The sequence below is a fragment of the Mesorhizobium sp. M0106 genome (genome assembly GCF_040322715.1).
Lineage (GTDB): Bacteria > Pseudomonadota > Alphaproteobacteria > Rhizobiales > Rhizobiaceae > Mesorhizobium.
The window spans coordinates 140,660-166,244 of the sequence record NZ_JAMYUA010000008.1 but is presented as its reverse complement, the minus strand read 5'-3'; the positions used below and the strand labels follow the sequence as shown (position 1 = coordinate 166,244).

The 25,585-nt window shown below is 62.8% G+C and carries 26 protein-coding genes; 17 read left to right on the top strand and 9 right to left on the bottom strand.

Features of this window, described 5'->3' with window-relative positions; all coding sequences use genetic code 11:
• The first annotated feature begins 25 nt into the window (after nucleotides 1-25).
• Together NKJ55_RS10985 and NKJ55_RS10980 are read left to right on the top strand one after the other, a co-directional pair.
• Nucleotides 26-1,789, top strand: coding sequence for an acyl-CoA dehydrogenase family protein (locus tag NKJ55_RS10985; protein WP_352449913.1), 1,764 nt, complete (start codon nucleotides 26-28; stop codon nucleotides 1,787-1,789).
• A gap of 53 nt (nucleotides 1,790-1,842) precedes the next feature.
• The gene (locus tag NKJ55_RS10980) at nucleotides 1,843-2,595 is read left to right on the top strand and encodes a crotonase/enoyl-CoA hydratase family protein (RefSeq protein ID WP_352449912.1); all 753 of its coding nucleotides are present in this window, start codon (nucleotides 1,843-1,845) and stop codon (nucleotides 2,593-2,595) included.
• Between the two features lie 72 nt (nucleotides 2,596-2,667).
• On the opposite strand, the gene NKJ55_RS10975 is transcribed toward NKJ55_RS10980, so the two are convergent.
• Both NKJ55_RS10975 and pdxH read right to left on the bottom strand, forming a co-directional pair.
• Complete coding sequence (locus NKJ55_RS10975) at nucleotides 2,668-3,105, bottom strand: hypothetical protein (RefSeq protein ID WP_352449911.1); 438 nt, start codon at nucleotides 3,103-3,105, stop codon at nucleotides 2,668-2,670.
• A gap of 250 nt (nucleotides 3,106-3,355) precedes the next feature.
• Nucleotides 3,356-3,973, bottom strand: a complete 618-nt coding sequence (gene pdxH / locus NKJ55_RS10970) for a pyridoxamine 5'-phosphate oxidase (protein ID WP_352449910.1) — start codon at nucleotides 3,971-3,973, stop codon at nucleotides 3,356-3,358.
• Nucleotides 3,974-4,012: 39 nt separating this feature from the next.
• Between pdxH and NKJ55_RS10965 the strand changes: the two genes are divergently transcribed.
• Nucleotides 4,013-4,474, top strand: coding sequence for an RT0821/Lpp0805 family surface protein (locus NKJ55_RS10965; RefSeq protein ID WP_352449909.1), 462 nt, complete (start codon nucleotides 4,013-4,015; stop codon nucleotides 4,472-4,474).
• Nucleotides 4,475-4,574: 100 nt separating this feature from the next.
• Entirely contained in the window at nucleotides 4,575-5,504 is a 930-nt protein-coding gene (locus NKJ55_RS10960; RefSeq protein ID WP_352449908.1) for a DnaJ C-terminal domain-containing protein, read from the top strand.
• Between the two features lie 138 nt (nucleotides 5,505-5,642).
• On the opposite strand, the gene NKJ55_RS10955 is transcribed toward NKJ55_RS10960, so the two are convergent.
• The 4 genes from NKJ55_RS10955 to NKJ55_RS10940 form a co-directional block, all read right to left on the bottom strand.
• Nucleotides 5,643-6,344 carry an adenylate/guanylate cyclase domain-containing protein gene (locus NKJ55_RS10955; RefSeq protein ID WP_352449907.1) on the bottom strand — a complete coding sequence of 234 codons (702 nt, stop codon included), beginning with the start codon at nucleotides 6,342-6,344 and terminating at the stop codon, nucleotides 5,643-5,645.
• A 167-nt stretch (nucleotides 6,345-6,511) separates the two neighbouring features.
• Entirely contained in the window at nucleotides 6,512-8,056 is a 1,545-nt protein-coding gene (locus NKJ55_RS10950) for a S8 family peptidase (protein WP_352449906.1), read from the bottom strand.
• Nucleotides 8,057-8,065: 9 nt separating this feature from the next.
• A complete protein-coding gene (locus tag NKJ55_RS10945; protein ID WP_352449905.1) occupies nucleotides 8,066-9,088 on the bottom strand; it encodes a phosphatase PAP2 family protein in 1,023 nt (340 codons plus the stop codon).
• An 84-nt stretch (nucleotides 9,089-9,172) separates the two neighbouring features.
• On the bottom strand, nucleotides 9,173-10,753 hold the full coding sequence (locus tag NKJ55_RS10940) for a hypothetical protein (RefSeq protein WP_352449904.1): 1,581 nt from the start codon (nucleotides 10,751-10,753) through the stop codon (nucleotides 9,173-9,175).
• A 570-nt stretch (nucleotides 10,754-11,323) separates the two neighbouring features.
• Between NKJ55_RS10940 and fabI the strand changes: the two genes are divergently transcribed.
• Both fabI and NKJ55_RS10930 read left to right on the top strand, forming a co-directional pair.
• Nucleotides 11,324-12,145, top strand: a complete 822-nt coding sequence (fabI, locus tag NKJ55_RS10935) for an enoyl-ACP reductase FabI (RefSeq protein ID WP_352449903.1) — start codon at nucleotides 11,324-11,326, stop codon at nucleotides 12,143-12,145.
• A 31-nt stretch (nucleotides 12,146-12,176) separates the two neighbouring features.
• Nucleotides 12,177-12,764: a histidine phosphatase family protein gene (locus NKJ55_RS10930; RefSeq protein ID WP_352449902.1), complete on the top strand. Its 588-nt coding sequence runs from the start codon at nucleotides 12,177-12,179 to the stop codon at nucleotides 12,762-12,764.
• A 63-nt stretch (nucleotides 12,765-12,827) separates the two neighbouring features.
• Here NKJ55_RS10930 and NKJ55_RS10925 read toward each other — a convergent pair whose 3' ends face one another.
• Nucleotides 12,828-13,091: a DUF1344 domain-containing protein gene (locus NKJ55_RS10925; protein WP_023716902.1), complete on the bottom strand. Its 264-nt coding sequence runs from the start codon at nucleotides 13,089-13,091 to the stop codon at nucleotides 12,828-12,830.
• Between the two features lie 275 nt (nucleotides 13,092-13,366).
• Between NKJ55_RS10925 and aroC the strand changes: the two genes are divergently transcribed.
• Both aroC and ribB read left to right on the top strand, forming a co-directional pair.
• Nucleotides 13,367-14,467, top strand: a complete 1,101-nt coding sequence (gene aroC / locus NKJ55_RS10920) for a chorismate synthase (protein WP_352449901.1) — start codon at nucleotides 13,367-13,369, stop codon at nucleotides 14,465-14,467.
• Between the two features lie 129 nt (nucleotides 14,468-14,596).
• Entirely contained in the window at nucleotides 14,597-15,697 is a 1,101-nt protein-coding gene (gene ribB / locus NKJ55_RS10915) for a 3,4-dihydroxy-2-butanone-4-phosphate synthase (protein WP_352449900.1), read from the top strand.
• Between the two features lie 58 nt (nucleotides 15,698-15,755).
• Here ribB and NKJ55_RS10910 read toward each other — a convergent pair whose 3' ends face one another.
• Nucleotides 15,756-16,979 carry an MFS transporter gene (locus NKJ55_RS10910; protein ID WP_352449899.1) on the bottom strand — a complete coding sequence of 408 codons (1,224 nt, stop codon included), beginning with the start codon at nucleotides 16,977-16,979 and terminating at the stop codon, nucleotides 15,756-15,758.
• A gap of 118 nt (nucleotides 16,980-17,097) precedes the next feature.
• On the opposite strand from NKJ55_RS10910, the gene NKJ55_RS10905 reads away from it, so the two are divergent.
• The 7 genes from NKJ55_RS10905 to NKJ55_RS10875 all read left to right on the top strand — a co-directional run bounded on the left by NKJ55_RS10905 (nucleotide 17,098) and on the right by NKJ55_RS10875 (nucleotide 22,871).
• Entirely contained in the window at nucleotides 17,098-17,751 is a 654-nt protein-coding gene (locus NKJ55_RS10905) for a TetR/AcrR family transcriptional regulator (RefSeq protein WP_352449898.1), read from the top strand.
• 133 nt (nucleotides 17,752-17,884) lie between these two features.
• On the top strand, nucleotides 17,885-18,811 hold the full coding sequence (locus NKJ55_RS10900; RefSeq protein WP_023674116.1) for a histone deacetylase family protein: 927 nt from the start codon (nucleotides 17,885-17,887) through the stop codon (nucleotides 18,809-18,811).
• A gap of 3 nt (nucleotides 18,812-18,814) precedes the next feature.
• A complete protein-coding gene (locus NKJ55_RS10895; protein WP_031211056.1) occupies nucleotides 18,815-19,066 on the top strand; it encodes an exodeoxyribonuclease VII small subunit in 252 nt (83 codons plus the stop codon).
• A gap of 109 nt (nucleotides 19,067-19,175) precedes the next feature.
• Nucleotides 19,176-19,442: a DUF2277 domain-containing protein gene (locus NKJ55_RS10890; protein WP_352449897.1), complete on the top strand. Its 267-nt coding sequence runs from the start codon at nucleotides 19,176-19,178 to the stop codon at nucleotides 19,440-19,442.
• Between the two features lie 9 nt (nucleotides 19,443-19,451).
• Nucleotides 19,452-20,372 (top strand): pirin family protein, encoded by a 921-nt coding sequence (locus NKJ55_RS10885; protein ID WP_352449896.1) that lies wholly within the window; start codon nucleotides 19,452-19,454, stop codon nucleotides 20,370-20,372.
• An 81-nt stretch (nucleotides 20,373-20,453) separates the two neighbouring features.
• Nucleotides 20,454-22,367, top strand: coding sequence for a 1-deoxy-D-xylulose-5-phosphate synthase (gene dxs, locus NKJ55_RS10880; protein ID WP_352449895.1), 1,914 nt, complete (start codon nucleotides 20,454-20,456; stop codon nucleotides 22,365-22,367).
• Between the two features lie 210 nt (nucleotides 22,368-22,577).
• Nucleotides 22,578-22,871, top strand: a complete 294-nt coding sequence (locus tag NKJ55_RS10875; RefSeq protein ID WP_352449894.1) for a hypothetical protein — start codon at nucleotides 22,578-22,580, stop codon at nucleotides 22,869-22,871.
• 27 nt (nucleotides 22,872-22,898) lie between these two features.
• Here NKJ55_RS10875 and NKJ55_RS10870 read toward each other — a convergent pair whose 3' ends face one another.
• Nucleotides 22,899-23,300 carry a GFA family protein gene (locus NKJ55_RS10870; protein WP_352449893.1) on the bottom strand — a complete coding sequence of 134 codons (402 nt, stop codon included), beginning with the start codon at nucleotides 23,298-23,300 and terminating at the stop codon, nucleotides 22,899-22,901.
• Nucleotides 23,301-23,475: 175 nt separating this feature from the next.
• Between NKJ55_RS10870 and NKJ55_RS10865 the strand changes: the two genes are divergently transcribed.
• Entirely contained in the window at nucleotides 23,476-24,255 is a 780-nt protein-coding gene (locus tag NKJ55_RS10865) for a TlyA family RNA methyltransferase (RefSeq protein WP_352449892.1), read from the top strand.
• The gene (locus NKJ55_RS10860; RefSeq protein WP_352449891.1) at nucleotides 24,252-25,493 is read left to right on the top strand and encodes a class I SAM-dependent RNA methyltransferase; all 1,242 of its coding nucleotides are present in this window, start codon (nucleotides 24,252-24,254) and stop codon (nucleotides 25,491-25,493) included. Before NKJ55_RS10865 ends, NKJ55_RS10860 begins: the two co-directional genes overlap by 4 nt.
• The last annotated feature ends 92 nt before the right edge of the window (nucleotides 25,494-25,585 follow it).

Sequence of the window (25,585 nt, the reverse complement as noted above, 5' to 3'; positions counted from 1 at the left end):
GCCGGACTGAGGAGGAGCGAGCGCCATGTATCGGGCACCGGTTGAGGAGATCGCCTTCACCCTGAAGCATGTCGCCGGCTTGAAGCCGGCGCTCGATGCCGGCACTTTTGGCGAACTCGGTGAGGACCTCGTCGACGCCATTCTGGCCGAGGCGGGCCGCTTCGCCAGCGAGGAGGTGGCGCCGCTCTACACGATCGGCGACCAGCACGGCGCGGTGCTCGACGGTGCTGCCGTCACTACCCCGCCCGGCTGGAAGGAACTTTATCGCCGCTGGATCGGCGGCGGCTGGAATGCGCTGTCCGCGCCTGAAGCGTATGGCGGCCAGGCGCTGCCGGCCATGCTCGGCGTCGCCGCGCTCGAAATGTGGAACTCCGCCTCGATGGCGTTCGGCATCGCCCCGACGCTGACCATGGCCGCGGTCGAAGCACTCGACAAGCACGGCTCGCAGGCGCTCAGGGCCAGATACCTGGAAAAGCTGGTCTCCGGCGAATGGATGGGCACCATGAACCTGACTGAGCCGCAGGCAGGCTCGGACTTGAATGCCTTGCGAACCCGCGCCGAGCCGGCCGGCGACGGCACCTACCGCATCTTCGGGCAAAAGATATTCATCACCTATGGCGAGCACGATTTCACCGACAACATCATCCATCTGGTGCTGGCGCGGCTGCCGGACGCGCCGGCCGGCACGCGCGGCCTGTCGTTGTTCCTGGTGCCGAAATTCCTCGTCGGCGACGATGGCGCGCTGGGCGCACGCAACGACGTCTTCTGCTCCGGGCTGGAGCACAAATTGGGCATCCACGCTTCGCCGACCTGCACGATGATTTATGGCGATGGCTTCGAAGGCAGCAGGCCCGGCGCGATCGGCTGGCTGGTTGGCGAGGAGAACAAGGGCCTCGCCTGCATGTTCACCATGATGAACAATGCGCGCCTTGCCGTCGGCATGCAGGGCGTCGCGGTCGCCGAGGCGGCGACGCAGAAGGCGCTCGCCTATGCAAACGACCGCCGGCAAGGCAAAGCGGCGAGCTATCGCGGTGCCGGCATGGCGCCGATCGTGCATCACCCCGACATCCAGCGCAGTCTTCTGACCATGAAGGCGCTGACCCAGATTGCCCGTGCCATCTGCTATTCCTGCGCCCACGCCATCGATCTTGCGTCGCAGAGCGAAGATGCAAAGCACTGGCAGGAACGCGCCAATCTGTTGACGCCGCTGGCCAAGGCCTTTTCGACCGACGTCGGTGTCGAGGTCGCCTCGCTCGGGCTGCAGGTGCATGGCGGCATGGGGTTCATCGAGGAGACAGGGGCCGCAGCACTTTATCGCGACGCGCGCATCGCGCCCATTTACGAAGGCACCAATGGCATCCAGGCGATCGATCTGGTGACACGCAAGCTGCCGCTCGGCGGCGGCCGGCATGTGCATGGCTACATCGCCGAACTCAAGGCCGTCGCCGATGCGGCGCGAGCGTCGAACCTTGAAGGCTTCGGCCGCACCGCCGATCGCCTCGACCAGGCGCTCGACGAGCTCTCCCAGGCAACCCGTTTCCTGCAAGACCTGCAAGCCGAAGGCCGATCGGACGAGGCGCTGGCCGGCGCCACGCCCTATCTCAGGCTGATCTCGCTTGCCGCAGGCGGGGCCTATCTGGCGCGCGGCGCGCTTGCCGACCAAAACCGCATCGCGCTTTGCCGGTTCTTCGCCGAGAACCTGCTTGGCGAAGTGGCCGCGCTCAAAGAGCGCGTCGTCGGCGGCGCCGACAGCCTTGCAGTTGCCGGCAAGGCGCTGATCTCAGCCTGACGTTCGCACGCGCCGAAATTCACAAAGGCCCGAAATTCACAAAGGACCAATCCGTGACAGACCACATCCTCGTCGAGCGCCAGGGCGCCATCCAGATCATCCGCATCAACCGTCCGGACAAGAAGAACGCCCTGACCCGCGCCATGTACGCGACGATGTCGGCGGCTCTTGCCGGCGGCGACGCCGATCCGGCGATCCGCGTCCATGTCTTTCTCGGCGTCCCCGGTGCCTTCTCGTCCGGCAACGACCTTGCCGATTTCATGGTCGTCGCCTCGGGCGGCGAAGGCGGTTCCGAGGTCTGGGATTTCCTGATGGCGCTGGCCAAGGTGGAAAAGCCGATGGTTTCCGGCGTCGACGGCATTGCGGTCGGTATCGGCACCACGCTCAACCTGCATTGCGACCTGACCTTCGCCACGCCGCGCACACTATTCCGGACGCCCTTCGTCGATCTCGGCCTTGTGCCGGAGGCCGGTTCGAGCCTGCTCGCGCCGCAGATCCTCGGCCGCCAAGGCGCCTTCGCGCTGCTTGGCCTCGGCGAGGGCTTTTCGGCCGAGCGGGCGAAGGCCGCCGGGCTGATCTACGAGGTGGTCGAGGAAGAGGCACTCGAAGCATCGGTATTGGCGGCGGCGGGCCAGATCGCTGCCAAACCGCCGCAAGCGCTGAAGATCGCGCGCGACCTGATGCGCGGCTCGCGCGACGCCCTTGTCGAGCGCATCGGCCAGGAAAGCCAGCATTTCCGCGAGCGGCTCAAATCCGACGAGGCCCGCGCAGCCTTGACGTCCTTCATGACCAGGAAGAAGGCCTAGACCTTCTGGCCTTCTCTCGCATCGTGGACCCGCCGGCAGCAACCGGCGGGTTTTCTTGCCATGATCTCTTTGTCACATCGCCATTTTTTTACATTCGGCCTGGGCCTTTGCCGAAGACGTGTCGATCATGAATGTCTTGCCTTTGGCGTCGGTCATCAACATCATGCAATGCTTGATCGGTTTCGCCATTTTCATCATTTCGGCGCTCATCTTCGCGTCGGGCATCATGGTGCCCATATGCCCATCGGGCATGATCGCCATGACCTCCCCACCCTTCATCACCGTCATTGTCCCCATCGCATCCTCCGCAAAGGCCTGCGAAGCGAAAAGACAGGCAAGACCGGCCATCGTGACCAACCTGAGTGAATGCATTGTTTCCTCCTGAATTTGCGCCAGCGGCGCGTTGAGCCCTTTCCTGGTTCGTTCCGGCAAGCTGGAACGTTTCACGCACACGAGATCGTGATAGTGGGAATTGGAAATCCGGCAGAAGCGGCCCTTGGCCGCCTTCATGACCAGGAAGAAGGGCTGAAAAAATGGGCGCCGGTGCGGAAGCTGCCGATCTCCCCCTTGTGGGGGAAATGTCCGGCAGGACAGACGGGGGCGCCGTAGCGCACTACCCTTTGGGTTCAGCCTGCGAGCCACTGAGAACGGGCGCAAGGGCGCGATTTCGATTAATTGACAGATTGGCGCGAAGCGCCCCCCTCTGCCCTGCCGGGCATCTCCCCCACAAGGGGGGAGATCGGCGCTCCACCGTCGTGCCCTACGGATAAAGCCTCACCTTGTCCCAACCGCCCTCGGCGTTGCGCGAAAACACGACACGGTCGTGCAGCCGGAACGGACGGTCGTGCCAGAACTCGATGGTCTGCGGCACGATGCGGAAGCCTGACCAGTGTTTTGGCCGCGGGATCTCGCCGATCGCATGGCGCGCCGTGTATTCGGCGACCGCCTTTTCCAGCGCGAAGCGGCTCTCCAGCGGCCGCGACTGTTTGGAGGCCCAGGCGCCGATGCGGCTGCCGCGCGGACGCGTCGCGTAATAGGCGTCGGCTTCGGCGTCGGTGACGATCTCCACCGGGCCGCGCGCTCGCACCTGCCGGCGCAGCGATTTCCAGTGGAAGCACATCGCCGCTTTCATGCTGCCAAGAATCTCACGGCCCTTGGCGCTCTCGAAGTTCGTGTAGAAGACAAAGCCGCCCTCGTCGAAGCCCTTAAGCAGCACCATACGCACATTCGGCATGCCTTCGGCATCAACGGTCGCCAGCGCCACGCTGTTGGGGTCGTTGATCTCGCTCTTCGTCGCGTCGTCGAGCCACGCCGCAAAGAGCCGGAACGGCTCCGCCGCCTCGGTAAAGTCACCGCTTGTTAACCCGGTTTCGCTCATAGTTTTCCCAAATTTGTCGCCGGCTGGGGAGATTGCCGATTGTCGCGTATCGCGCAAGCTTTTGACAGTGGGCAATGGAGCGTTATTGCTTCGGCCAGCGCCAAAGCCATGATCGTGATAATCGTCCTGCCGCTTGCCGCGTGTGGCGGCGGCGGCTTCAGCCTGGAGCAGGCGGAGGTCGACCGTTCGGTGCTGACATCGAGCACGCCGGCCTCAGTCACGCCGCTCGATCAGGACCGCGCCTCCGATCAGGCCACGATCCGCAACGCCGTGTCCTCCGCCGACGTCGAGCAACTGGCTGGGCAGGCCGTTCCCTGGGCGAATGCCGACACCGGCTCGCGCGGCTCCATCACCGAGCTTGCGGAATTCAGGGCTAACGGCGAGACATGTCGTCGCTTCACCGCATCGCGCGAAAGCTTCGACGGCGTCGCGCTGTTCAAAGGCGAAATATGCCTGGCCGGCGGCAGCGCCTGGCGAATGCAGGACTTCAAGGCGCTCTGATTTTCCGCCGGCGATATGGTGGTAAGCCACTGGAATTTCTTCCTATGCAAGCGCATATAGGAGGCGATCATGGAACCACTCCTTCTCCAGGGCAGTAAGCATGCGCGACCCCTATGAGGTGCTGGGCGTTGCCAAGAACGCATCGGCCAAGGACATAAAATCCGCATACCGGAAGCTCGCCAAGAAGTATCATCCGGACCAGAATCCGGATGATCCCAAGGCGAAGGACCGTTTTGCCGCCGCCAACCAGGCTTACGAGATCGTCGGCGACGAGAAGAACCGGGCGGCATTCGATCGCGGCGAGATCGACGCCGATGGCAAACAGCGTTTCCAAGGTTTCGAAGGCGCGGCTGGCGGCGCCGATCCTTTCGCCGGTTTCCGCCGGCAGCAAGGGCCGGGCGGCGCGCATTTCGAATTCCGCACGGGCCGTCCCGGCGGCGATCCTTTCGACGGCAACAGCGACATCTTCAGCCAGATCTTCGGCGATGCTTTCAGCCAGCAGCACGGTGCCGGCACCGGCGGCCGCCGTCAGGCCCCGACCGCCGCCGATCTCAACGTGACGCTGGACGTCACCATCGAGGAAGCCGCCACCGCCGAGAAGGTGACGGCGATGTTCCCGGACGGCCGCAAGATGGCGGTCAAGTTGCCGGCCTATGTCGAGGACGGCCAGACCATCCGGTTGAAAGGCCAGGGTGAGCAAGGACCGGGGCAGCCGGGCGATGCACTGGTTAAAATCCGTTTCCGCCGGCACCCGCGCTACCGCGTCGAGGGCCGCGACCTGCATGTCGACCTGCCGGTGGAACTGGCCGATGCGGTGCATGGCGCCAAGGTGGCGGTCGAAACCCCGACCGGCAGGATTGCGGTCAATGTTCCCCCTTGGTCGAGCTCGGACAAGGTTCTGCGGCTGAAGGGCAGGGGCCTGCCGGAAAAGGCCGGCGGTCACGGCGACCTCTACGCACACGTGCGGCTGATGCTGCCGGATGGCGGCGACGCCGAGCTCGAGGCGCTGATGCGCCGGCGAAAGGGCTGACGGTCGAAAGGCCGGCGCTTGTGCCGTGCGTGAAAAGCGTGCGTGAGTGGTTTCATGCCGTCGATTATCGACAGCAAGCGAGCAACCAGCGCCAGGAGCCGCCATTTGGCCGAAGTAGGTTCAACGTCAGCTAACGCCTCAAAGGCCGACATTTGCACGGGCCATAGTTCCGCTTCGCGAACACGGTCGACGCCAGTCGACCGACTGGCGATGAGCCAGTTCGGCGGGGGTTAGCCGCACAAGCTTGTAGGGGTCGATCGATGCAGTCGCCAGGCCAGCAAGGTGGAGGGTCGCACCGCTGACCATCACCAGCGCATCGACGCCTGCGCCATTCTCTCTCTTGCCAGCCTGCTCGACGTGGCGGGCGAAATTTACCTCCGAGCCGACCAGAAAAGAGAAATCCCACTGGCGATCGTTGACGAACATCACCTCGCCGGAGTGTAAGCCGATCCTGATGCGGCGCGACAGGGAGCCCATTGAACGCTTCCAAGCGTTGCCGAGCGAGATTTCCGGTACCAGTTCCGCGACGGCGGCCAGCGCCTTTAGCGCCGTTTCGCTGGGCGTCATTTGGCTCCCCAGCCAGAGAGCTAGCACGCCGTCGCCTGTAAAGTTTTGAACGATCCCCCCATTGGCCACCACGACCTGGCGGGTCAACGTGAAGTGCTCGATCATGAACCGCGTGGTTTCGACCAGGCCAAGCGCGCTCGCCAAGCCGGTCGAGTCCTCCACGTCGGTAAACATGATCGTGGCGATGGCGCGCTGGAATTTCGTTTCACCCATGCCGAATGACGGGAGCACGCGGTCAGTCTGTGGATTCGTATAGGCAGTGATCGGATGCATTGGAGTCCGGCCCCCGAGCGGTTTCAAATGTCGCTCGAATATGACTGGACGGCGTAGGCGGATCGTAAGCCCGCCATGGCGGGCACGTCAGAATTACGTCAGAAATCCATTCGGGCCCGGCTTTGGCGGCTTGCAGCCGACCTTTTAGTCAAAATTCGGCGGGACCCTCAGCTCAGCAACTTACGGAGGTCAAGCAGCCCCGCTCCAAACTGCTGATCGAACGAAGGCACCCTTCTCTCGCAATTAGGGCTGTCCGGTAGAATCGGAACGTCAGCTTCAAGCCAAGGCCATGAAACCTCCTTTGCGCCTGACTGGGTCATCTTCGCCTTAACCTCTATGCCGTTGAGCGGCCTACCGGCGGAGCGATGTTTCGACTGCAACAAAGCGGCTGCTCCCGCGACGATGGCCGAGGCTGCAGATGTTCCGCCAAATACTGTGTAGAGCCCGGCGCGGTCTCTGCTTTCGACGCGCGGTGGCTGGATCCCTTCCAGCTGTCCGCCGGAATAGCCGTGGTGGCCCGGGATGTCCGTGGTGAGCACGCCCTGCGGCGCGTATTCAACCTGGGGGAGCTTCTCGTAGATCTCGAAATTGTGGTCACGTGAACGCAGCGACTCACGGTCCAGTCGTATTTGGCAGCGTGTACACACCTCCTGGTCGTCGGACGGCGCGGAAATGGTGACGGAATTGTCGGTCGGATCGCCGCTGTAGTTGGAATATGCTGAACGTCTCGCCCGATAAGTGGCGGCCGCCACCGCAACCACGCCATTGCTTTCGCCGGCCTTGCTCGCCGGGTAAATCAGATGGTCGTAGCCATCGTTGCCGGCTGCGCAGATGATGGGGATTTCCTCGCTGATCGCCTCGAAAAGCGTCTCGAAATAATCCCAAATTGGCTTTGCCTGTTCGACCGAAGTATATCTGCTGTCGCCATATCCAGGATAGGAACGGTGCGCTCGCCATGGATCGGGTACTTCCCGGGGAAAGTGTATGACTGAAACCTTCTGGTCGCGGGCATAGAGGAACGCCAGAATGAGCTGCGCTGCGTCGGGCCGTGCTGAAATCTCGATCGGCAGGAGTTCAGCGCCTGGGGCGACCCCCCAATAAGGTATTGCGCCTTCACCGTTGCTAAATTGCCTCAACTTCGTGGGCGGGGCCGCAGGGGCGCCGACCATCAGCCCAGCGCAGGCGGTCCCGTGCGCTGAGTAGCGCATACGCGAGGTCTCAGCAGTCTCCTGAATTACGCCGCGCCCATCTTTCAGTGCTCGAAGCAGCGATTTCTGAACCTCGACTTCCTGCGCATTGTTCCTCGATTTGATCAGGCTTGCCGCCCACGCCCAGGTATCGTCGCTCACAAAGCTCTTGCTCTGCTTTTTTTCCGGCCCTCGCAAGACGAGCGGTTGCTGCTTGGGTGTGACGTAACTCAACCCGAAAGGGTGAGCGGCGAAGCTGACCGCAGAAAGGATACGAGGCTCGAGATTGGGATGGCTTGAGTTCACTCCCGTATCGATCTGGGCAATGACCTCGCCGTAACCGGGCTTGTCAGTACCCAACAAATCCCAGGCGTCGGCCTCCAGCAGGTATGCGGCCTCGTGCGGCAACCGCGCTTCAGGGATGCGCGGACGATCGCGTAAGGCGCCGATTGCGATCAGGTGCCACAGGTAGTGATACCAGTCATAACAAAGATGGCCTTCGCCCTTCTTGATGTCGTCCATCATGGCACCCACCTACCATTCGCTCTGGGCGCGTCGGATCGTTTCATCCATCGCGTCCACCAAGTACGGAGAAATGCGCGCAGCCAGTTCCTCGCCGGCATCGGTGTCGCTGGCGTAGTGCAGCCCGGCCCATTCCCTGTTCTCGGCCACCCGGCGGGCGCGCTCATAAACCGCGGTTACGCCGGCGTGCTCGGGCAGCATCCGTTGCAGAACGTTCGCCACTGCAAATGACTGAAATGAATGGTTGGACGGGTAGGAAGCGTGCGAGGGAACCGGAAGCGCCGGCCGCAGCCTCGGCTCAATGATGTTGGGCCGTGGCCGATTGAATCGATCTTTGTAGTTGAGCCCGATCTCCTCCGTGAGTTCGAGGATCGCAACGATCAATGCGCATGTCCCCTCGAAGCCCGCGAGAGTGTCTATTCCGAGCGGCGCCGTGTAGTCCAAAATCCCGAACGATGCCTGGCGGACGATCTCCTCGCGCCGCAGCGGGTCACCTTCCCTCCTCTTCTGCAGATCGATAAGCGCTTCTGTCTCCCTGAGGCTCTCTGAAGGTCCGGGCGGGGGATCGATAAGAATGTCCTCCCAGATCGCACCGAGATATTTGTTGGCGACGCTTAGTCCGATCCTGTGCAAGGCACGCTTGTCGTGCCACGCCGGCAAAGCCTCCTCGCCAGTTTCGAAAGCCGTTTGCCCCCTGCCGCGTCCCCGTCCTCGTCCGCGCCCTCTGCCCCTGCCTCGACCTCGACCTGCGCTCGGCCCCGCCAGGAAGGCTGGCGAAAGGCGCATGGCACCCTCCACAGGGTCATCAGAAATCGTTATCACGATCTGCTCTTCTTGAATCGACAGAACGCTGCTCTTGGTCATCATAGACGCGAAAGGATGCAGTTTTTCGCCGCCTCTATTTTTGATGTATTCCTCAAGAGATTTTTCAGGACTTGCGTCACCCAATATCAGCGGATATTGCCTTATGGCCGATCCACTTACTAAGAATCGGGCGCTAAACAACTTGTTATTGAGATCAATTGTCGACATCATGTCCACCCCTCAACTAAAGCTTCTAAATTTGATCCGCGCCAACTGGTGGTCGGAGCCTCGACGTAACGCCTGCGGTGCGCAGCGCTAGGGTGCGTACCTTGGCAGCGTTATCCGCGACAACCCGCTCTTGATAACCGAAACTCCGAGTACGCCTGCAATTGGATAATTCTCCTCCGAAAGCAGCTCGAGCGAGAAATCCGGCTCCCAGGCGCGCAAGCGTTCGATAGTTCGAACTGCCTCCACAGTCTGCCCCAAATGCCCGTGGCAGGCAGCCGAGTATCTCAAAGCGGGTAGGTATGTGGGTTGCTGCGCAAGGACACGCTCGCCGTGACGTATCCCCTCCTCGAAGCGCCCGTTCAGAGTTGCCAAGATGCAGCACGTGGTATCGATGCAGTAACGATACAGGGGAGGCCCGCCCAGTGCACGTGCGCGCATCGCATCCTCATAGCCACGCTTCACTTCGCCGAGATAGCCGAGCGTCAAGGCACGCATGTCCCAGCAAATGGCTTGTAGCGGGTTAGCGGCTATCGCTCGATCGGCGAGTTCCAGTGCCTGTGCGTATTCACGAAAGACGAACGAATGGGCATGAGCGGCCAACGCCAGGGTGATAGGATTGAAGGGGGCCACTTCGACGGCGCGACTGGCGCATTCCCGAACCTGATCGTGAAAGGTGCCCGAGCGGCCGACCCGTCTCTCGCCAAAGCGGGTGACAAACACAAACAGCTGCCACGCCAGATACGTGCTACGCGGGTCGAGCTCATATGCTTCGGCGAGCATGCGCTCCGCCGAATCCAGGTCCGTATCGCGCATGCGGAATACCTGTCGCAGCGCTGTCAATGCAAGCCGAGACGCCCGGTGTCGGGGCTCGTCGCGGATGGACTTAGGATCGAGAACGAATTCGAGGATCGAAAACACGATCTGATTGACCAACGACATCAGCTTCAGGCTCGCCGGGCCAGTCAGGTCGGCCGGCTCGAGAAAATCCGTATGCGACCACAAGAGCCGGCTGTCACCGGGCGCAATTAATGCAAATGTCAGGGCCACTCTGTCGCCCACCACCGTTGCCCTGGTTTGCAACAGCCAGTCTGGTAGCGCAGTGTCAGGCGCTTGGGTCAGCGGTCCCTGCGCTTGAAAATCCACGACGTCGACCACTTCGAAATTCAGGATCGATCGAACCACCAGATCCAGGACAAGGTCGCTGACGGCCCTGTTAGCGGAGCCCTCCGTCCACCTGGCATCGCGAACCAGGCCCAAGCATAGCCGCGACGAATTCAGAAGTGAGGCGCTTCGCTGTCCGGACAACTGATCTGCCGCGGCAACAGGAAAGACGTTTGCTGGCACTGTGCGAGGCCGGGGCCATTGGCTTCTTTGCTCACGAAGCCAATCCTCGAACTCTGGATCGCGAATATCGAGGCCCTCAAGCAGATCACGCGTGGCAGAGCCTTCGGGTGGATCGTTCAAATCGATGCCGATCGAAGCGACGTCGAGTCGAACCACATCACGATCGGTCGAGATTAGATCAATGCCGGCGCTGTGGAGCGACTTCCGAACCTCGGACAGCTCCTGCCGCAAGCTTGCTGCACCCTGCTCCTCGCCGCGAGTGCTCCAGAGCTTGCTTTGCAGCCATTTTCGGCTCCGCGTACCGTTGGGTGCCAGGGCGAGCATGGCCAAGAGCGCTTTAGACCGTCTGCCATGCGGCGTGACGTCCGCGCCATCCGCGCTCTCAATCGCGAATGGCCCAATCAATCTAAGGAAAGGACGGCAATCCGAGTACACTAGCGGCCCCTCGCGTCCCCGCACCCTAATATAGCATCCACTAATATAAGTCTATCTGTAATTCTCGGCTTCCGTGAGGTCAAACCTACACGTGGCAAAGGATTCGAGACGGGATTTCTGCTGTGACGGAAGGACTCGGTAGCGACATCAAGCGGTCGTTCGATATAAGCGGTCCCATTGTCGGCTCGGGGTCATGAGCGTGACTTCGGCCACTGGCCAACGAACTTCCGCCAAAGGGTCATCTTCCGCCGTGCCACACCGATACCAGTGTCAGATTTTTCCACTGGCCCACGACTGCAAGGTCAAGGCGCTACAGCGTCCTTTGCGCGCCCAAAGGGCGCGCGGCTCTGTAGACCAGCGGCTTTGTCCCCCGAACTGTCCGCTTTGAACGCTTGAAGGGGCACTGTGGCTGTGCGATAGGCACTCCACAAAGTAGAGAACCTTGCGGAGAGCGCTGACATGGCGGGTGGACGGGGCCTTATGGCCGGCAAGCGCGGCCTTATCCTTGGCATCGCCAACAATCGCTCGATCGCTTACGGCATCGCCAAGGCCTGTGTCGACCATGGCGCCGAGATCGCGCTGACCTATCAGGGCGAGGCGTTCAAGAAACGCGTCGAGCCGCTCGCCGCGGAACTGGGCGCGCATGTCGCCGGCCATTGTGATGTGACCGACCCGGCCAGCCTCGATGCGGTGTTCGAAAATGTCAGCAAGCACTGGGGTGGCAAGCTCGATTTCCTCGTCCACGCAATCGCCTTTTCTGACAAGGACGAACTGACCGGCCGCTATGTCGAGACGACGCGCGACAATTTCCTGCGCACCATGGATATTTCGGTCTATTCCTTCACCACCATCGCCAAACGCGCCGAGGCGCTGATGACCGACGGCGGCTCGCTGCTGACGCTGACCTATTACGGTGCGGAAAAGGTGATGCCGCACTACAACGTCATGGGTGTCGCCAAGGCGGCACTCGAAGCCAGCGTGCGCTATCTGGCCGTCGATCTCGGCGCCAAGAAGATCCGTGTCAACGCGATCTCCGCCGGCCCGATCAAGACGCTTGCCGCATCCGGCATCGGCGATTTCCGCTATATCCTGAAATGGAACGAATACAATTCGCCGTTGAAGCAGACGGTCACGCAGGAGGAGGTCGGCGATTCCGGCGTCTATTTCCTGTCCGACCTTTCGCGCGGCGTCACCGGCGAGATCCATCATGTCGATTCCGGCTATCATGTCGTCGGCATGAAGGCGGTCGACGCGCCGGATATTTCGACGGTCAAGGACTGACGCCACCGCCTGACCTCTTCCGGAAGACCTGATGTACCCGCTCGTCTATATCGTGCGCCACGGCCAGACGGCGTGGAACGCCGAGGCCCGGCTGCAGGGGCAGGCCGATACCGACCTCAACGAGCTTGGCCGCGAGCAGGCTAGCCGCAACGGGCGCAGGCTGGCCGAACTCATCGACAAGCCCGAAGATTTCGACTTTGTCGCCAGCCCGATGCGGCGCACGCGCGAGACGATGGAGCGCGTGCGCGCGGCGATGAAGCTCGATCCGCACGCCTATCGTACCGAGCCGCTACTCGTAGAATTGAGCTTTGGCGACTGGCAGGGTTTCACCTTTGCCGAACTCGAGGCGAACGATCCCGGTTCGACCAGGCACCGCCGCCTCGATAAATGGAATTTCCAGCCGCCCGGCGAGGGCGCCGAAAGCTACCAGATGCTGCTCGAACGGGTGAAGCCGTGGTTCGACGCGCTCGATCGCCAGACGGTCTGCGTGACCCATGGTGGCATCATGCGCGTAATGTTCCGCTTGGTACTTGGGATGTCCGAACAAGATGCGGTCAGCATGGAAGTGCCGCAGGACCGCGTGCTCAGACTGAACGGCCGGCGCCTGGAGTGGCTTTGAGACCGATGACGTAGCGTATGTTGAGATCAGGTCGGGCCGGCATCAGCTGAATATCGACGTGTCCTACTCGGTCGATCCGGTGTCCGGCAGTTCCATGTCGGTGACGACGTTCTCGCCATTCGTCACGTCATAGGCGAGGACGATGTCCATGCCTGGCTTCAGCGCATCGAGGTCGGTTTCGGCGTTCAGCTTGTAGGATTTGCCGTCGTCCAGCGTCAGCGTCAGCGCATCCTTGTCGACCTTCTTGATCAGGCCTTCGGTCTGGCCGGCGAAGGCGGCGGTGGAAATCAACAGCGTGGCGGCAACAGCGCCAATCAGGATACGCATCATCGTCCTCTTTAATCATTGCCGGTACAGCGGCTCGGTCCAACGGAACGGAACTGAGCAGAAACCAATCGAATGTGTCAAAACTAAATCCGCGGGATCACAGTTTGACCACTGTGGAAAACGCCAATAGAAGGCAGGCGACAGCGCCGCGCGTCCTCCCTGGACGCGCAAGGACGCTGTAGCACTTTTGATTTTGTGCATGATCCTTTCCGAAAATCGCTCCGATTTTCGGGGTCATGCGCTGAGCCGGCTCCGACGCCGGCAGGGCTGGTTCCATGTCGCACAACACGTTCGGCCATCTTTTCCGCGTCACCACCTGGGGCGAAAGCCACGGGCCGGCGCTGGGCTGCGTCGTCGACGGCTGTCCGCCCGGCATCCGCTTCAGCCGCGACGAGATCCAGGCCGAACTCGACAAGCGCCGCCCCGGCCAGTCACGTTTTGTGACGCAGCGTCGCGAACCTGACGAGGTCAAGGTCCTGTCCGGCTTCATTCTCGATGAGGACGGCGAGACGATGATCACCACCGGCACGCCGGTGTCGATGCTGATCGAGAATGTCGACCAGCGCTCCAAGGATTATGGCGACATAGCCCGTCAGTTCCGGCCGGGCCATGCCGATTACACTTACGAGGTCAAATACGGCCTGCGCGATTACCGCGGCGGCGGCCGCTCCTCGGCGCGTGAGACGGCGGCGCGGGTGGCGGCCGGAGCGCTTGCCCGCAAGGTCGTGCCCGGCATGGTGGTGCGCGGCGCGCTGGTGTCGATGGGCGATAAATCGATCGATCGCGCCAATTGGAACTGGAATTTCGTCGGCGACGCTGAAAACCCGTTCTTCACGCCTGATCCGGCGTCCGTCGCCGTCTTCACCAAATATCTGGACGGCATCCGCAAGGCGGGCTCCTCGGTCGGTGCGGTCATCGAGATCGTCGCCGACGGCGTGCCGGCGGGGCTTGGTGCGCCGATCTATGCCAAGCTCGACCAGGACATCGCCGCCGGCCTGATGTCGATCAACGCCGTCAAGGGCGTCGAGATCGGCAACGGTTTCGAGGCCGCCCGCATCACCGGCGAGGAGAATGCCGATGAGATGCGCATGGGCAATGACGGCAAGCCGGTCTTCCTGTCCAACAATGCCGGCGGCATCCTCGGCGGCATCTCGACCGGCCAGGCGATCGTCGCGCGTTTCGCCGTCAAGCCGACCTCGTCGATCTTGACGCCGCGAAAGTCGATCGACAAGGACGGCAACGACGTCGAGATCATGACCAAGGGCCGCCACGATCCATGCGTCGGCATCCGCGCCGTGCCGATCGGCGAGGCGATGGTTGCCTGCGCCATTGCGGATCATTATCTGCGTCATCGGGGACAAACGGGAAGGGAGTAGGGGAGTAGGGGAGTAGGGGAGTAGGGGAGTAGGGGAGTAGGTTACGCAACTCCCACGACAGCATTTTTTCCTTTCCCCTACTCCCGTACTGCCCTACTCCCCTATTCCCTGCGAGCGAAGCGAGCACTTATGCCTTACGACCAGAAGAAAATCGTTGAAGCCCTGCGCGCCTTCGAGCGCGGCGAGATCGTCGTCGTCATGGACGATGACGGCCGCGAGAACGAGGGCGACCTGATCGTCGCCGCCGTCCATTGCACGCCGGAAAAGATGGCGTTCATCGTCCGCAACACGTCAGGCATCGTCTGCACGCCGATGCCGCGCGAGGAAGCGAAGCGGCTCAACCTGTCGCCGATGGTGGCGGACAATGATTCTGCCCACACCACCGCCTTTACCGTCAGCGTCGACTTCAAGCACGGCACCACGACCGGCATTTCGGCGGACGATCGCACGCTGACGGTGCGCAATCTCGCCAATGGCAATGTCGGCGCCTCCGATTTCGTCCGCCCCGGCCACATCTTTCCGCTGATCGCGCGTGAAGGCGGCGTGCTGATGCGTTCGGGCCATACCGAAGCCGCTGTCGACCTCTGCAAGCTCGCCGGCCTGCCGCCGGTCGGCGTCATTTCCGAGCTGGTCAATGATGACGGCACCGTCATGCGCGGGCCGCAGGTGCAGGCCTTCGCCGAAAAGCACGGGTTGAAGCAGATTTCGGTTGCCGACCTCATCGGCTACCGGCAACGCAAGGAAACGCTGGTCGAGCGCGTCGCCTGTTCGGACATCGAGACGCCCGGCGGCAAGGCACAGGTCTTCACCTACACGCTGCCCTGGGATTCCATGCATCACGTGGCGGTCGTCTTCGGCGATATCCGCGACGGCGTCGAGGTGCCGGTGCGCCTTCATTCCGAGGACGTGGTCAGCGACGTCTTCGGAACCAGCCACAGGCTGGACGCCATCATGAAGGCGATGGGCGAGCGCCAGCGCGGCGTCATCGTCTATCTGCGCGAAGGCTCGGTCGGCGTCGCCCATCAGGAGCGCAAGCGCCCGGCTGCCGGCGACCGCGAGGATCACGAAGAGGCTCGCCGCCGCGAAAACGAATGGCGCGAGATCGGCCTCGGCGCGCAAATCCTCAAGGATCTCGGCATTTCCTCGATCAACCTGATCGCCTCGCGCGAGCGCCATTATGTCGGCCTCGAAGGTTTTGGCATCCACATTGCCAAGACCGAGATTCTTTAAGCCATTCTCACGATGCTGGTATGCGTCCGGCCCGCCTCGGGACCGGACACGCCGGAAACTATTCCGCAGCGACCGCCGCTGCGTCGCATGCAGCCATGTCGCAGCCCGGCGCGGCAAGGCTGCGCTGGCCGGCGAGCACGATGACCAGCGCGATTGTGCCCGATGCCACCGATACCCAGAACCCGTTCTGCGCGCCGAAAGCGTCCACCACCCAGCCGGCGGCGAACGAGCCGAGCGCCATGCCGATGCCGATGCCGGTCATCACCCAGGTCACGCCTTCGGTCAGCACCGCCTCGGGCACGCGCCGTTCGATCAGGCCGAATGCCGTGATGAAGGTCGGCGAAATCGCCACGCCGCTGGCGAAGACGGCCAGTGCCAGCAGCGGTACTGTGTCGGCGACGAGCAGCGGCAGCGTGGTAAGCGCAATGATGGCGATTGCGATGGCAAGCTGAATTTGCAGCGGCAGTTTCAGGTTCAGGGCGCCGATGATGATGCCGACGACGAACGATCCGAGCGCGTAGACGCCGATGACGAAGCTGGCGGCCCCTGGCTGGCCAAGCTCCTTGGTGATCGCCACCGTGCTCACCTCCGTGGTGGCGAAGGTCGCGCCGATGAAGATCAGGGCCAAGGTGATGATCTGGACCGGCCGCAGGCGGATTGCCGAGCCGCCTGAACCATGTTCCACCGGTCGGGCTCGCGGTTCGGTCGAGCGCTGCAGGATGAAGGCCGTCGAACCGAAGGCGAGGAACAATGTGCTCGCGAGCACTCCCGCTTCCGGGAAAAGCGCGACGCTCAGTCCGACCGACAGCGATGCGCCGGCGATGTACACCAGTTCGTCCGCCGCCGACTCGAAGGCGAACGCCGTGTTCAACTCGGGGCGGTTGCGAAAAATCTCGGTCCAGCGTGCGCGCACCATTGCCGGTATGCTGGGCATGACGGCGGCGAGCAGCGCCGAGACGAATAGCGTCCAGATCGGCCAATGCCGATTGGCCGCTGCAATCAGGATCGCGAAAGCGAGCGTGGACATCATGGTGGTCGGCACCACAATCCGCGTCTGGCCCAGGCGGTCCACCAGTCGCGATACCTGCGGGGCGACGAAAGCGTTGGCCAGCGCATATGTCGCGGAGACGGCGCCGGCCAGCCAGTATTCGCCATCGGTCTGCGACAGCATCGCGACGATCCCGATCGGAGCCATGGCCATCGGCAGCCGGGCAACGAAGCCGGCCGCGGCGAAGCCCTTGGCGCCGGGCGCGCGAAAGATCTGGGAATAGGGATTTTGCATGGTCTGGCTCCTCGACAACGGCCGGTTCGGCGATTACATACGTGGCGTATGAGTTTAAATAGATCATACACGGCGTATGTCAATTGGCATACGAGACGTATGTTAATAGGGCCAGAGCATGCATAGACCACGCAAGGAGATGATTGCCGAAACCCGCGCCAAGCTGATCGGGGCGGCGCGCCAGGCCTTCGGCACGCTCGGCTATGCCGAAGCCTCGATGGACGATTTCACGGCATCGGCCGGGCTGACGCGCGGTGCGCTCTATCATCACTTCGGCGACAAGAAGGGCCTGCTCCAGGCGGTCATTGCCGAGATCGATGCCGAAATGTCGGCCCGGCTGAAGGTCGTTTCGGCCACGCCGGACAATCTCTGGCAGGGCTTTGTCGACGAATGCACCGCTTATATCGAGATGGCGCTGGAGCCGGAGATCCAGCGTATCGTGCTTCGCGACGGGCCGGCGGTGCTCGGCGATCCATCGCAATGGCCAAGCCAGAGCACATGCATCCGCTCGATGACAGAGAGCCTGCAAAGACTGAGCGACGAGGGGACAATTCTCGCCGTCGATCCCGAAGCCGCGGCAAGGCTGGTCAGCGGCGCCTCGCTGCATGCGGCGCAGTGGATCGCAAATTCGAACCATCCCGAAGCGACGTCGAAGAAGGCAGTGAAGGCGTTCAAGGTTCTTCTGGAAGGGCTGCTCAATCGCACCGGCAAGCTGCCTCAGCCTGACCGACCGTCGGCGATGCAGCCCGAGGTTGACCGATCACCGGCCTGAGGTCATCTTTTCGCCGATCCCAAGGCGGCTCGCGGTGGGCTCAGCCGACGCCGGTTGCCTAAACCCTGTTGAACATCGCGTCACCAGCGCGCGAAAACATGGCCAAAGCGGCGAGGCGCGCCTATATCGGGGCATGGTCACGAGACTTTACACCCACCCGATTTTTCTCGAGCACATAACACCGCCCGGTCATCCGGAGCGACCGGACCGTCTGCGCGCCATAGAGCGTGTGCTTGACGACGAGGCCTTCGCGGCGCTCGATCGCGTCCAGGCGCCCGAAGGCGACGAGGCAACCATCCTCTACGCGCATCCGCCCGAATTCGTCGAACGTGTCCGCGCAGCGATTCCGGACACCGGCATCGCCCGTATCGACGCCGACACCACCGCCAGCCCGAAGAGTTGGCAGGCGGCCGTGACCGCGATCGGCGCAGCCAACGCCGCGGTCGACGACGTCTTCACCGGCCGTGCCGAAAACGTCTTCGTCGCCGCACGGCCGCCCGGCCATCATGCCGAAAAGACCACCTCAATGGGCTTTTGCCTGTTCAACACCGCCGCGATCGCGGCACGCTACGCGCAGAAGAACCATGGCGCCGACCGCGTCGCCGTCGTCGACTGGGATGTGCATCACGGCAACGGCACGCAGGACATTTTCTGGGACGATCCATCGGTGCTCTATTGCTCGACACACCAGATGCCGCTTTACCCGGGAACCGGGGCCGTGAGCGAAACCGGCGCCGGCAACATTGTCAACGCGCCGCTGGCGCCGCAGAGCGGCAGCGATAGTTTCCGCGACGCCTTTCTGTCACGCATCCTGCCGGCGCTCGACAATTTTGCGCCCGACCTCATCATCATCTCCGCCGGTTTCGATGCCCACCACCGCGATCCGCTGGCCGAGATCAACCTCACCGAGGATGATTTCGACTGGGCGACCGGCCAGTTGCTCGAACGAGCCGGGCGCCGTAGCCGCAACCGGCTCGTCAGCGTGCTCGAGGGCGGCTACGATCTGCAGGGATTGGCATTTTCAGTCGCCGCCCATGTCGGGCGGCTGATGAAGGGATAGACGATGGCTGGTGAGACCAACGAGGATGTCAAGGCGATGAGCTTCGAGCAGGCGCTCGAGGCGCTGGAGAGGATCGTCGACGATCTGGAGCGCGGCGACGTTCCGCTCGACCAGTCGATCCGCATCTACGAGCGCGGCGAGGCGCTGAAGGCGCATTGCGACCGGCTGCTGAAGGCGGCCGAGGACAAGGTCGAGAAAATCAGGCTGTCGCGTGACGGCAAGCCGGTGGGGACAGAGCCGTTGGACGCGGATTGAGGCGCGGCCTCGAACGACAATTTTGCTTACCGGCTTTGGACATCATCACGATTGAGGATAAAACTCATCCCGTTTGAAACGGCTCCAGGACGAGAGGAGATTGCGAACGATGTGCAGAAACATCAAAACCCTGTTCAATTTCGATCCGCCGGCAACCAATGACGAGGTCCGCGATGCCGCGCTTCAGTTTGTCCGCAAGCTGAGCGGAACGACGCGGCCGTCGAAACAGAACCAGCATGCGTTCGACCATGCCGTCGAGGCCATTGCCACCTCGGCGCGCGAATTGCTCGACAGCCTCGAGACGACGCAGCATCCGCGCAATCGCGAAGAGGTGGCGGCCAAGGCGAAGGCCAAATCCGCACTTCGCTTCGCCTGAGGGGACCGCGTGAGCTTCTTTCCCGGAAACGATCCGCAGATGGGCGATGCCTTCGCCAGCGATCAGATCGAGCTGATGGTCATTCCGAATGCCAAGGACATCGGCGGATTTCAGGTTCGCCGCGCCTTGCCGACGGCCAGGCGCCGGCTGGTCGGACCCTTCATCTTCTTCGACCGCATGGGTCCAGCCGTTCTGCGAGCGGGCCAGGCGCTCGACGTGCGTCCGCACCCACATATCGGCCTGTCTACGGTGACTTACCTGTTCGACGGCAAGATCAGGCACCGCGATTCGCTCGGCACCGAGATGGTAATCCAGCCCGGCGATGTCAATTTGATGACCGCCGGCCGTGGCATCGTCCATTCGGAGCGGACACCGGAAGAATTGCGCGGCGCGCCGATGTCGGTTTCCGGCCTGCAGACATGGCTGGCGCTGCCGGACGGCAAGGAGGAGGTCGCGCCTGTCTTCGAAAACACCGCGGCCCTGCGCCTGCCCGAAGTCGAGGCCGAGGGGGTCAGCGGCCGTGTGATCATCGGTGCGTTTTCCGGCTTGCGCTCCCCGGTCGCCACCGCTTCGGACACGCTTTATGCCGATCTCAGGCTGGCGCCGGGTGCCAGCGTGAAGGTCCCGGCCGATGCCGAGGAGCGTGCCATCTATACGCTGGAAGGCGAGGTTTCGATATCCGGTGACCGCTTCCCGGCCGAGCGGCTGCTGGTCTTCCGGCCCGGCGACGAAATCGTTGTCTCATCGGAACGCGGCGCCCATTTCATGCTGTTTGGCGGCGCCTCGCTCGGTTCGAAACGCTATATCTGGTGGAATTTCGTATCGTCCTCAAAGGAACGCATCGAGCAGGCGAAAGAAGAATGGAAGACAGGCCGCTTCGATATCGTTCCTGGAGACGAGCAAGAGTTCATCCCGCTGCCCGAAAGCTGATGCGCGTTACCGCCACATTTACATTCGCCGGCCAGCGGCATATTTCACGATGAACAGAAAATCTGACCAGGCTCGCAAACAGTGAACGCAAAGCCCGATACGCCGCTTCTCGACAAGGTCCGCGTCCCAGCCGATTTGCGCACGCTTGCCGAAGGCGACCTGCCGCAGCTTGCGTCAGAGCTTCGCGCCGAACTGATCGACGTCGTTTCCCACACCGGCGGCCATCTCGGCGCCGGCCTTGGCGTCGTCGAGTTGACCGTCGCGCTGCACTACGTCTTCAACACGCCGGACGACCGGCTGATCTGGGACGTCGGCCACCAGGCCTATCCGCACAAGATCCTGACCGGCCGCCGCGACGGCATCCGCACGCTGCGCCAGGAGGGCGGCCTGTCCGGCTTCACCCGTCGCGTCGAGAGCGAATACGATCCGTTCGGCGCAGCCCACTCCTCGACCTCGATTTCAGCCGGCCTCGGCATGGCGATGGCGCGCGATCTGTCCGATGGCCGCAACAATGTCATTGCCGTCATCGGCGACGGCGCCATGTCGGCCGGCATGGCCTATGAGGCGATGAACAATGCCGGCGCACTCGATGCCCGGCTGATCGTCATCTTGAACGACAACGATATGTCGATCGCTCCGCCGACCGGCGCAATGAGCGCCTATCTGGCCCGTCTGGCGTCGGGCAAGACCTATCTGGGCTTGCGCGATTTCGGCAAGAAGCTGACGTCGTATCTCGGCGAGCGCGCCGATCGCGCCATCAAGCGAGCGGTCGAGCATGCGCGCGGTTACGTCACCGGCGGCACGTTGTTCGAGGAAATGGGGTTCTACCACATCGGCCCGATCGACGGTCACAACCTCGAGCACCTGATCCCGGTGCTGAAGAACGTCCGCGACAATGCCGACGGCCCGGTGCTGATCCACGTCGTGACCCAGAAGGGCAAGGGCTACGCCCCGGCCGAGGCAGCGGCCGACAAATATCATGGCGTCAACAAATTCGACGTCATCACCGGCGCCCAGGCCAAGGCGCCCGCCAATGCGCCGAGCTACACCAAGGTGTTTGCCGAAAGCCTGATCCAGGAGGCCCGAGAGGACGACCGCATCGTCGCCATCACCGCCGCCATGCCGAACGGCACCGGGCTTGACCTGTTCGGCGAAGCGTTTCCGGCGAGGACCTTCGATGTCGGCATTGCCGAGCAGCATGCGGTGACCTTCGCCGCCGGCCTTGCCACGGAAGGCTTCAAGCCTTTCGCGGCGATCTACTCGACCTTTCTCCAGCGCGCCTACGACCAGGTCGTCCACGACGTGGCGATCCAGAAATTGCCGGTGCGCTTTCCGATCGACCGCGCCGGCTTCGTCGGCGCCGATGGTGCCACCCATTGCGGCGCCTTCGACACGACCTTCCTGGCGACGCTGCCCGGTTTCGTCGTCATGGCCGCGGCCGATGAGGCCGAGCTGCGCCACATGGTACGCACCGCTGCAAGCTACGATGACGGCCCGATCGCCTTCCGCTACCCGCGCGGTAACGGCGTTGGTGTCGAGATGCCGCAACGCGGCTCGGTATTGGAGATCGGCAAGGGCCGGATCGTCAGGGAAGGCACCAAGGTTGCGCTGCTTTCCTTCGGCACCAGGCTGCAGGATTGCCTGGCCGCAGCCGAGGAGCTTGGCGCGGCCGGGCTTTCGACCACGGTCGCCGATGCCCGTTTTGCCAAGCCGCTCGATGAGGACCTGATCCGGCGGCTGGCCCGTTCACACGAGATACTGGTGACGGTGGAAGAGGGCGCGGTCGGCGGCTTCGCCAGCCATGTGCTGCAGTTCCTGGCCCATGAAGGGCTGCTGGAGAGCGGCCTGAAGGTGCGCCCGCTGGTGCTGCCCGACACATTTGTCGACCATGCCAAGCCGGAAAAGATGTATGCCGATGCCGGGCTGGACAGCGCCGGCATCGTGCGCACAGTGTTCGTGGCGTTGGGGCATACCGCGCAGGCCCAGCGCGCCTAGCTTGTAGACGCATTCCGGCGACGCCGAAGCGATTCAACTTGGCTGCAAGATGCCAGTCTGAATCAAAATCTCAACTGCTTGAATCAAATTGCCGGCGCACAGTCGTAACATGCTGTTTACGCTGTCGTTTGGCGATTTGCTTACCGTGTCCTTTGGCCGTTCTTCAACGCTGCCCTGCTAGAAGGCAACCAGGCAGGGGAAAGAAGACCAATGAGATCGCTTTTGGGCGGCATTGCGCTTGCGGCCATCTTCGCCGCGTCGGCCGGGGCCGAAACGCGCTACGACCGCAAACTCGAAGAGGCGGTGATGGGCATCGTCGCCGGCAAGATCGGCGAGATCCGTGGCGGCTTTTCCTACAAGCAGGCGCCGCAATTTGTCGTCATGCCAGATACCTCACCGAAGGCGTCAATTTCCGTTGACCGGCCGCGCCCGCAGGTGTTCGGCGACAGCAGCGACGGTCTGACGCCGGCCGTCGAACGGCGGGTTTCGCGGACCATATTCTAAAGCATGATCCCGAAGAGACTCTAGAAACTAGAACCACATATCCCGCACACAGCGACCATCTCTCGGCAAATCCTCGAATGCATCGAGACCATCGAAATGGTCGATCGGGAGATCGGCGACGGCCTCGGGCGGCGCAAGCCTCACATTGACGGCGATGCGGTAGCGCCCAGCCGCATCGGGATGCAAACCGCGCCAGGCCAGGACGCAAGCGCAGGTTGGGCAGAAGAGAATCTCAAGCGAAGGATGAGCCTTTCCGACGCGCCGATAGGCGCTTACGGGCCCGGCAAGGCGGATGCGTTCGTCGACATGGTCATAAGCCCAGAGCGTGCCGTAGCGACGGCAAAGTGTGCAATTGCAGGCAGTGATCGAACCGGGATCGCCCTCCAGGGTCCAGTGGGCTGCGCCGCAGTGGCAGGTTCCCGTCAGCATGTTTCCTCCTCCACGTTTCGACGGCTAAACGGCATCTCTTTCTTAGCATTGCGTCGGATCTCGTGCGAGGTTCGACAAACAGCGGAGTGGCTTGATGCGTTCACCCGTTTCCAACTATGCATTGTCTCATCGCCAATATCCTTGCCATCATCGTTGGCATTCGCCATGAAGGCCGATGACTTCCCTTCCGCCAGCCAGCATACGCCAGCGGCTCGACGAATTGCTCGTCCAGCGCGGTCTGTTTGCCAGCCGCTCGCGTGCCCGCGACGCGGTCGAGCGCGGCACCGTGACGGTCGATGGCATCGTCGCCCTCAAGCCGGGCCAGGCCGTTCTGCCTGAGTGCAACATTGTCGTTGACGATCCGGCGCAGGGTTACGTGTCGCGCGCCGCACTGAAGCTGAAGGCTGGTCTCGACCATTTCGCCCTCGACCCCACCGGCAGCGAAGCGCTCGATGTCGGCGCCTCGACCGGCGGCTTCACGCAGGTGCTGCTCGAACGCGGCGCGGCGCATGTCACGGCGATCGATGTCGGGCACGGCCAGATGCACTCCGACATCGCCGGCGATCCGCGCGTGACGGTAATTGAAGGCCTGAATGCGCGCGAACTATCGGCCGCCGATCTCGGCGGCCGTGTGCCGGATTTCATCGTCTCGGATGTTAGCTTCATATCGCTGAAACTGGCGCTGCCGCCGGCGCTTGCCTTGGCCAGGAACGGCGCAAAAGCTGTGTTTCTGGTCAAGCCGCAATTCGAGGCCGGCCGCGAGGCGATCGGCAAGGGCGGCCTGCTTAAGGACCCCTATGATGCGGCGCGCATTGCCGGCCTGATGCAGGACTGGCTCGATGCCATTCCCGGCTGGCGCTCGCTGGGGCTTCATCTGTCACCGATAGAGGGCGGCGACGGCAACCGCGAGTTCCTGCTCGGCGGCATCAAGGACGTCGAGACCCAGAAGCGATGAGCACCCGTTTCACGATCGCAAGGTTGGGCTCGCAGGGCGACGGCATCGCCGAGACGGAAACCGGCGAGGTTTTCATTCCGTTCGCGCTGCCGGGAGAGGTGGTCACCGCCGCGCGGGAGAAAGATCGCGCCACCTTGATGTCGGTCGTTGAGGCTTCGGCGTTGCGGGTCGATCCGCCGTGCCGGCATTTCGGCGCATGCGGCGGCTGCGCCGTCCAGCATCTCGAGACTGAAGCCTATCACCGGTGGAAGCGCGAAAAGGTCGTGCATGCGCTGAAGAGCAAGGGCATCGCTTGCGATGTCGGGGCGCTGGTGCCGTGCGCGCCGCACACGCGCCGCCGCGTCGTCTTCACCGCCCGGCGGAGCGAGGCGCGAATGCAGTTCGGCTTCGTTCGCGCGCTGTCATCCGAGATCATCTCGATCGAGGAATGCCCGATCTCGGCGCCGCAGATCGTCGCTGCGCTCGACCGTTTGAGGATGCTTGCCGGACTGATCTGCACCACGACCAAATCGTTCCACATGGCGGTGACGGTGACCGGTTCCGGCCTCGATGTCGCGGTTCACGATTCCGGCAAGCTCGGCGAGAACCAGCGCCGCGTCGCTTCCAACTTCGTCATCGCCGAGGGGCTAGCCAGGCTGTCGGTCGACGGCGAGGTCATCATCGAACCAAACAAACCGGTCGTCCTGTTTGGTGGCGTCGCCGTCGCAGTGCCGCCTGGCGCTTTCCTGCAGGCGACCGAGGCTGCCGAACAGGCGATGGCCAACATTGTCGGCCAGCATTTCGCGCGCGCCAAAAAGGTCGCCGATCTCTTCGCCGGCTGCGGCAGCTTCGCGCTGCGCCTGGCCGCAAGATCGGAGGTTCACGCGGTGGAAGGCGATGCGGCAGCACTCGCGGCGCTCGACCGGGCATTCCGTTTCGCCAGCGGCCTGAAGCGGGTGACCGGCGAACGTCGCGACCTGTTCCGGAGGCCGCTCACATTCAAGGAGTTGAATGCCTTTGACGGCGTTGTCTTCGACCCGCCTCGCGCCGGCGCCGAGGACCAGTCGAAGCAGATCGCGCGCTCCGACGTGCCGCTCGTCGCCGCGGTGTCTTGCAATCCGGTAACGCTGGCGCGGGACCTACGCATCCTCATGGACGGCGGCTATACCCTGAAGAGCGTGACGCCGATCGACCAGTTCCTGTGGTCGCCGCATGTCGAGGCCGTGGCGCTGTTGGAGAAGCCGAGACGAAGACGCTAGCAGCCAGGGCCTGAAACGCGCACCAAAAAAGCACATTTTTAGCGCACGTCGTTCAGACCGTGCTAGGGAATTGCCACGAGCACCGCAGCCTT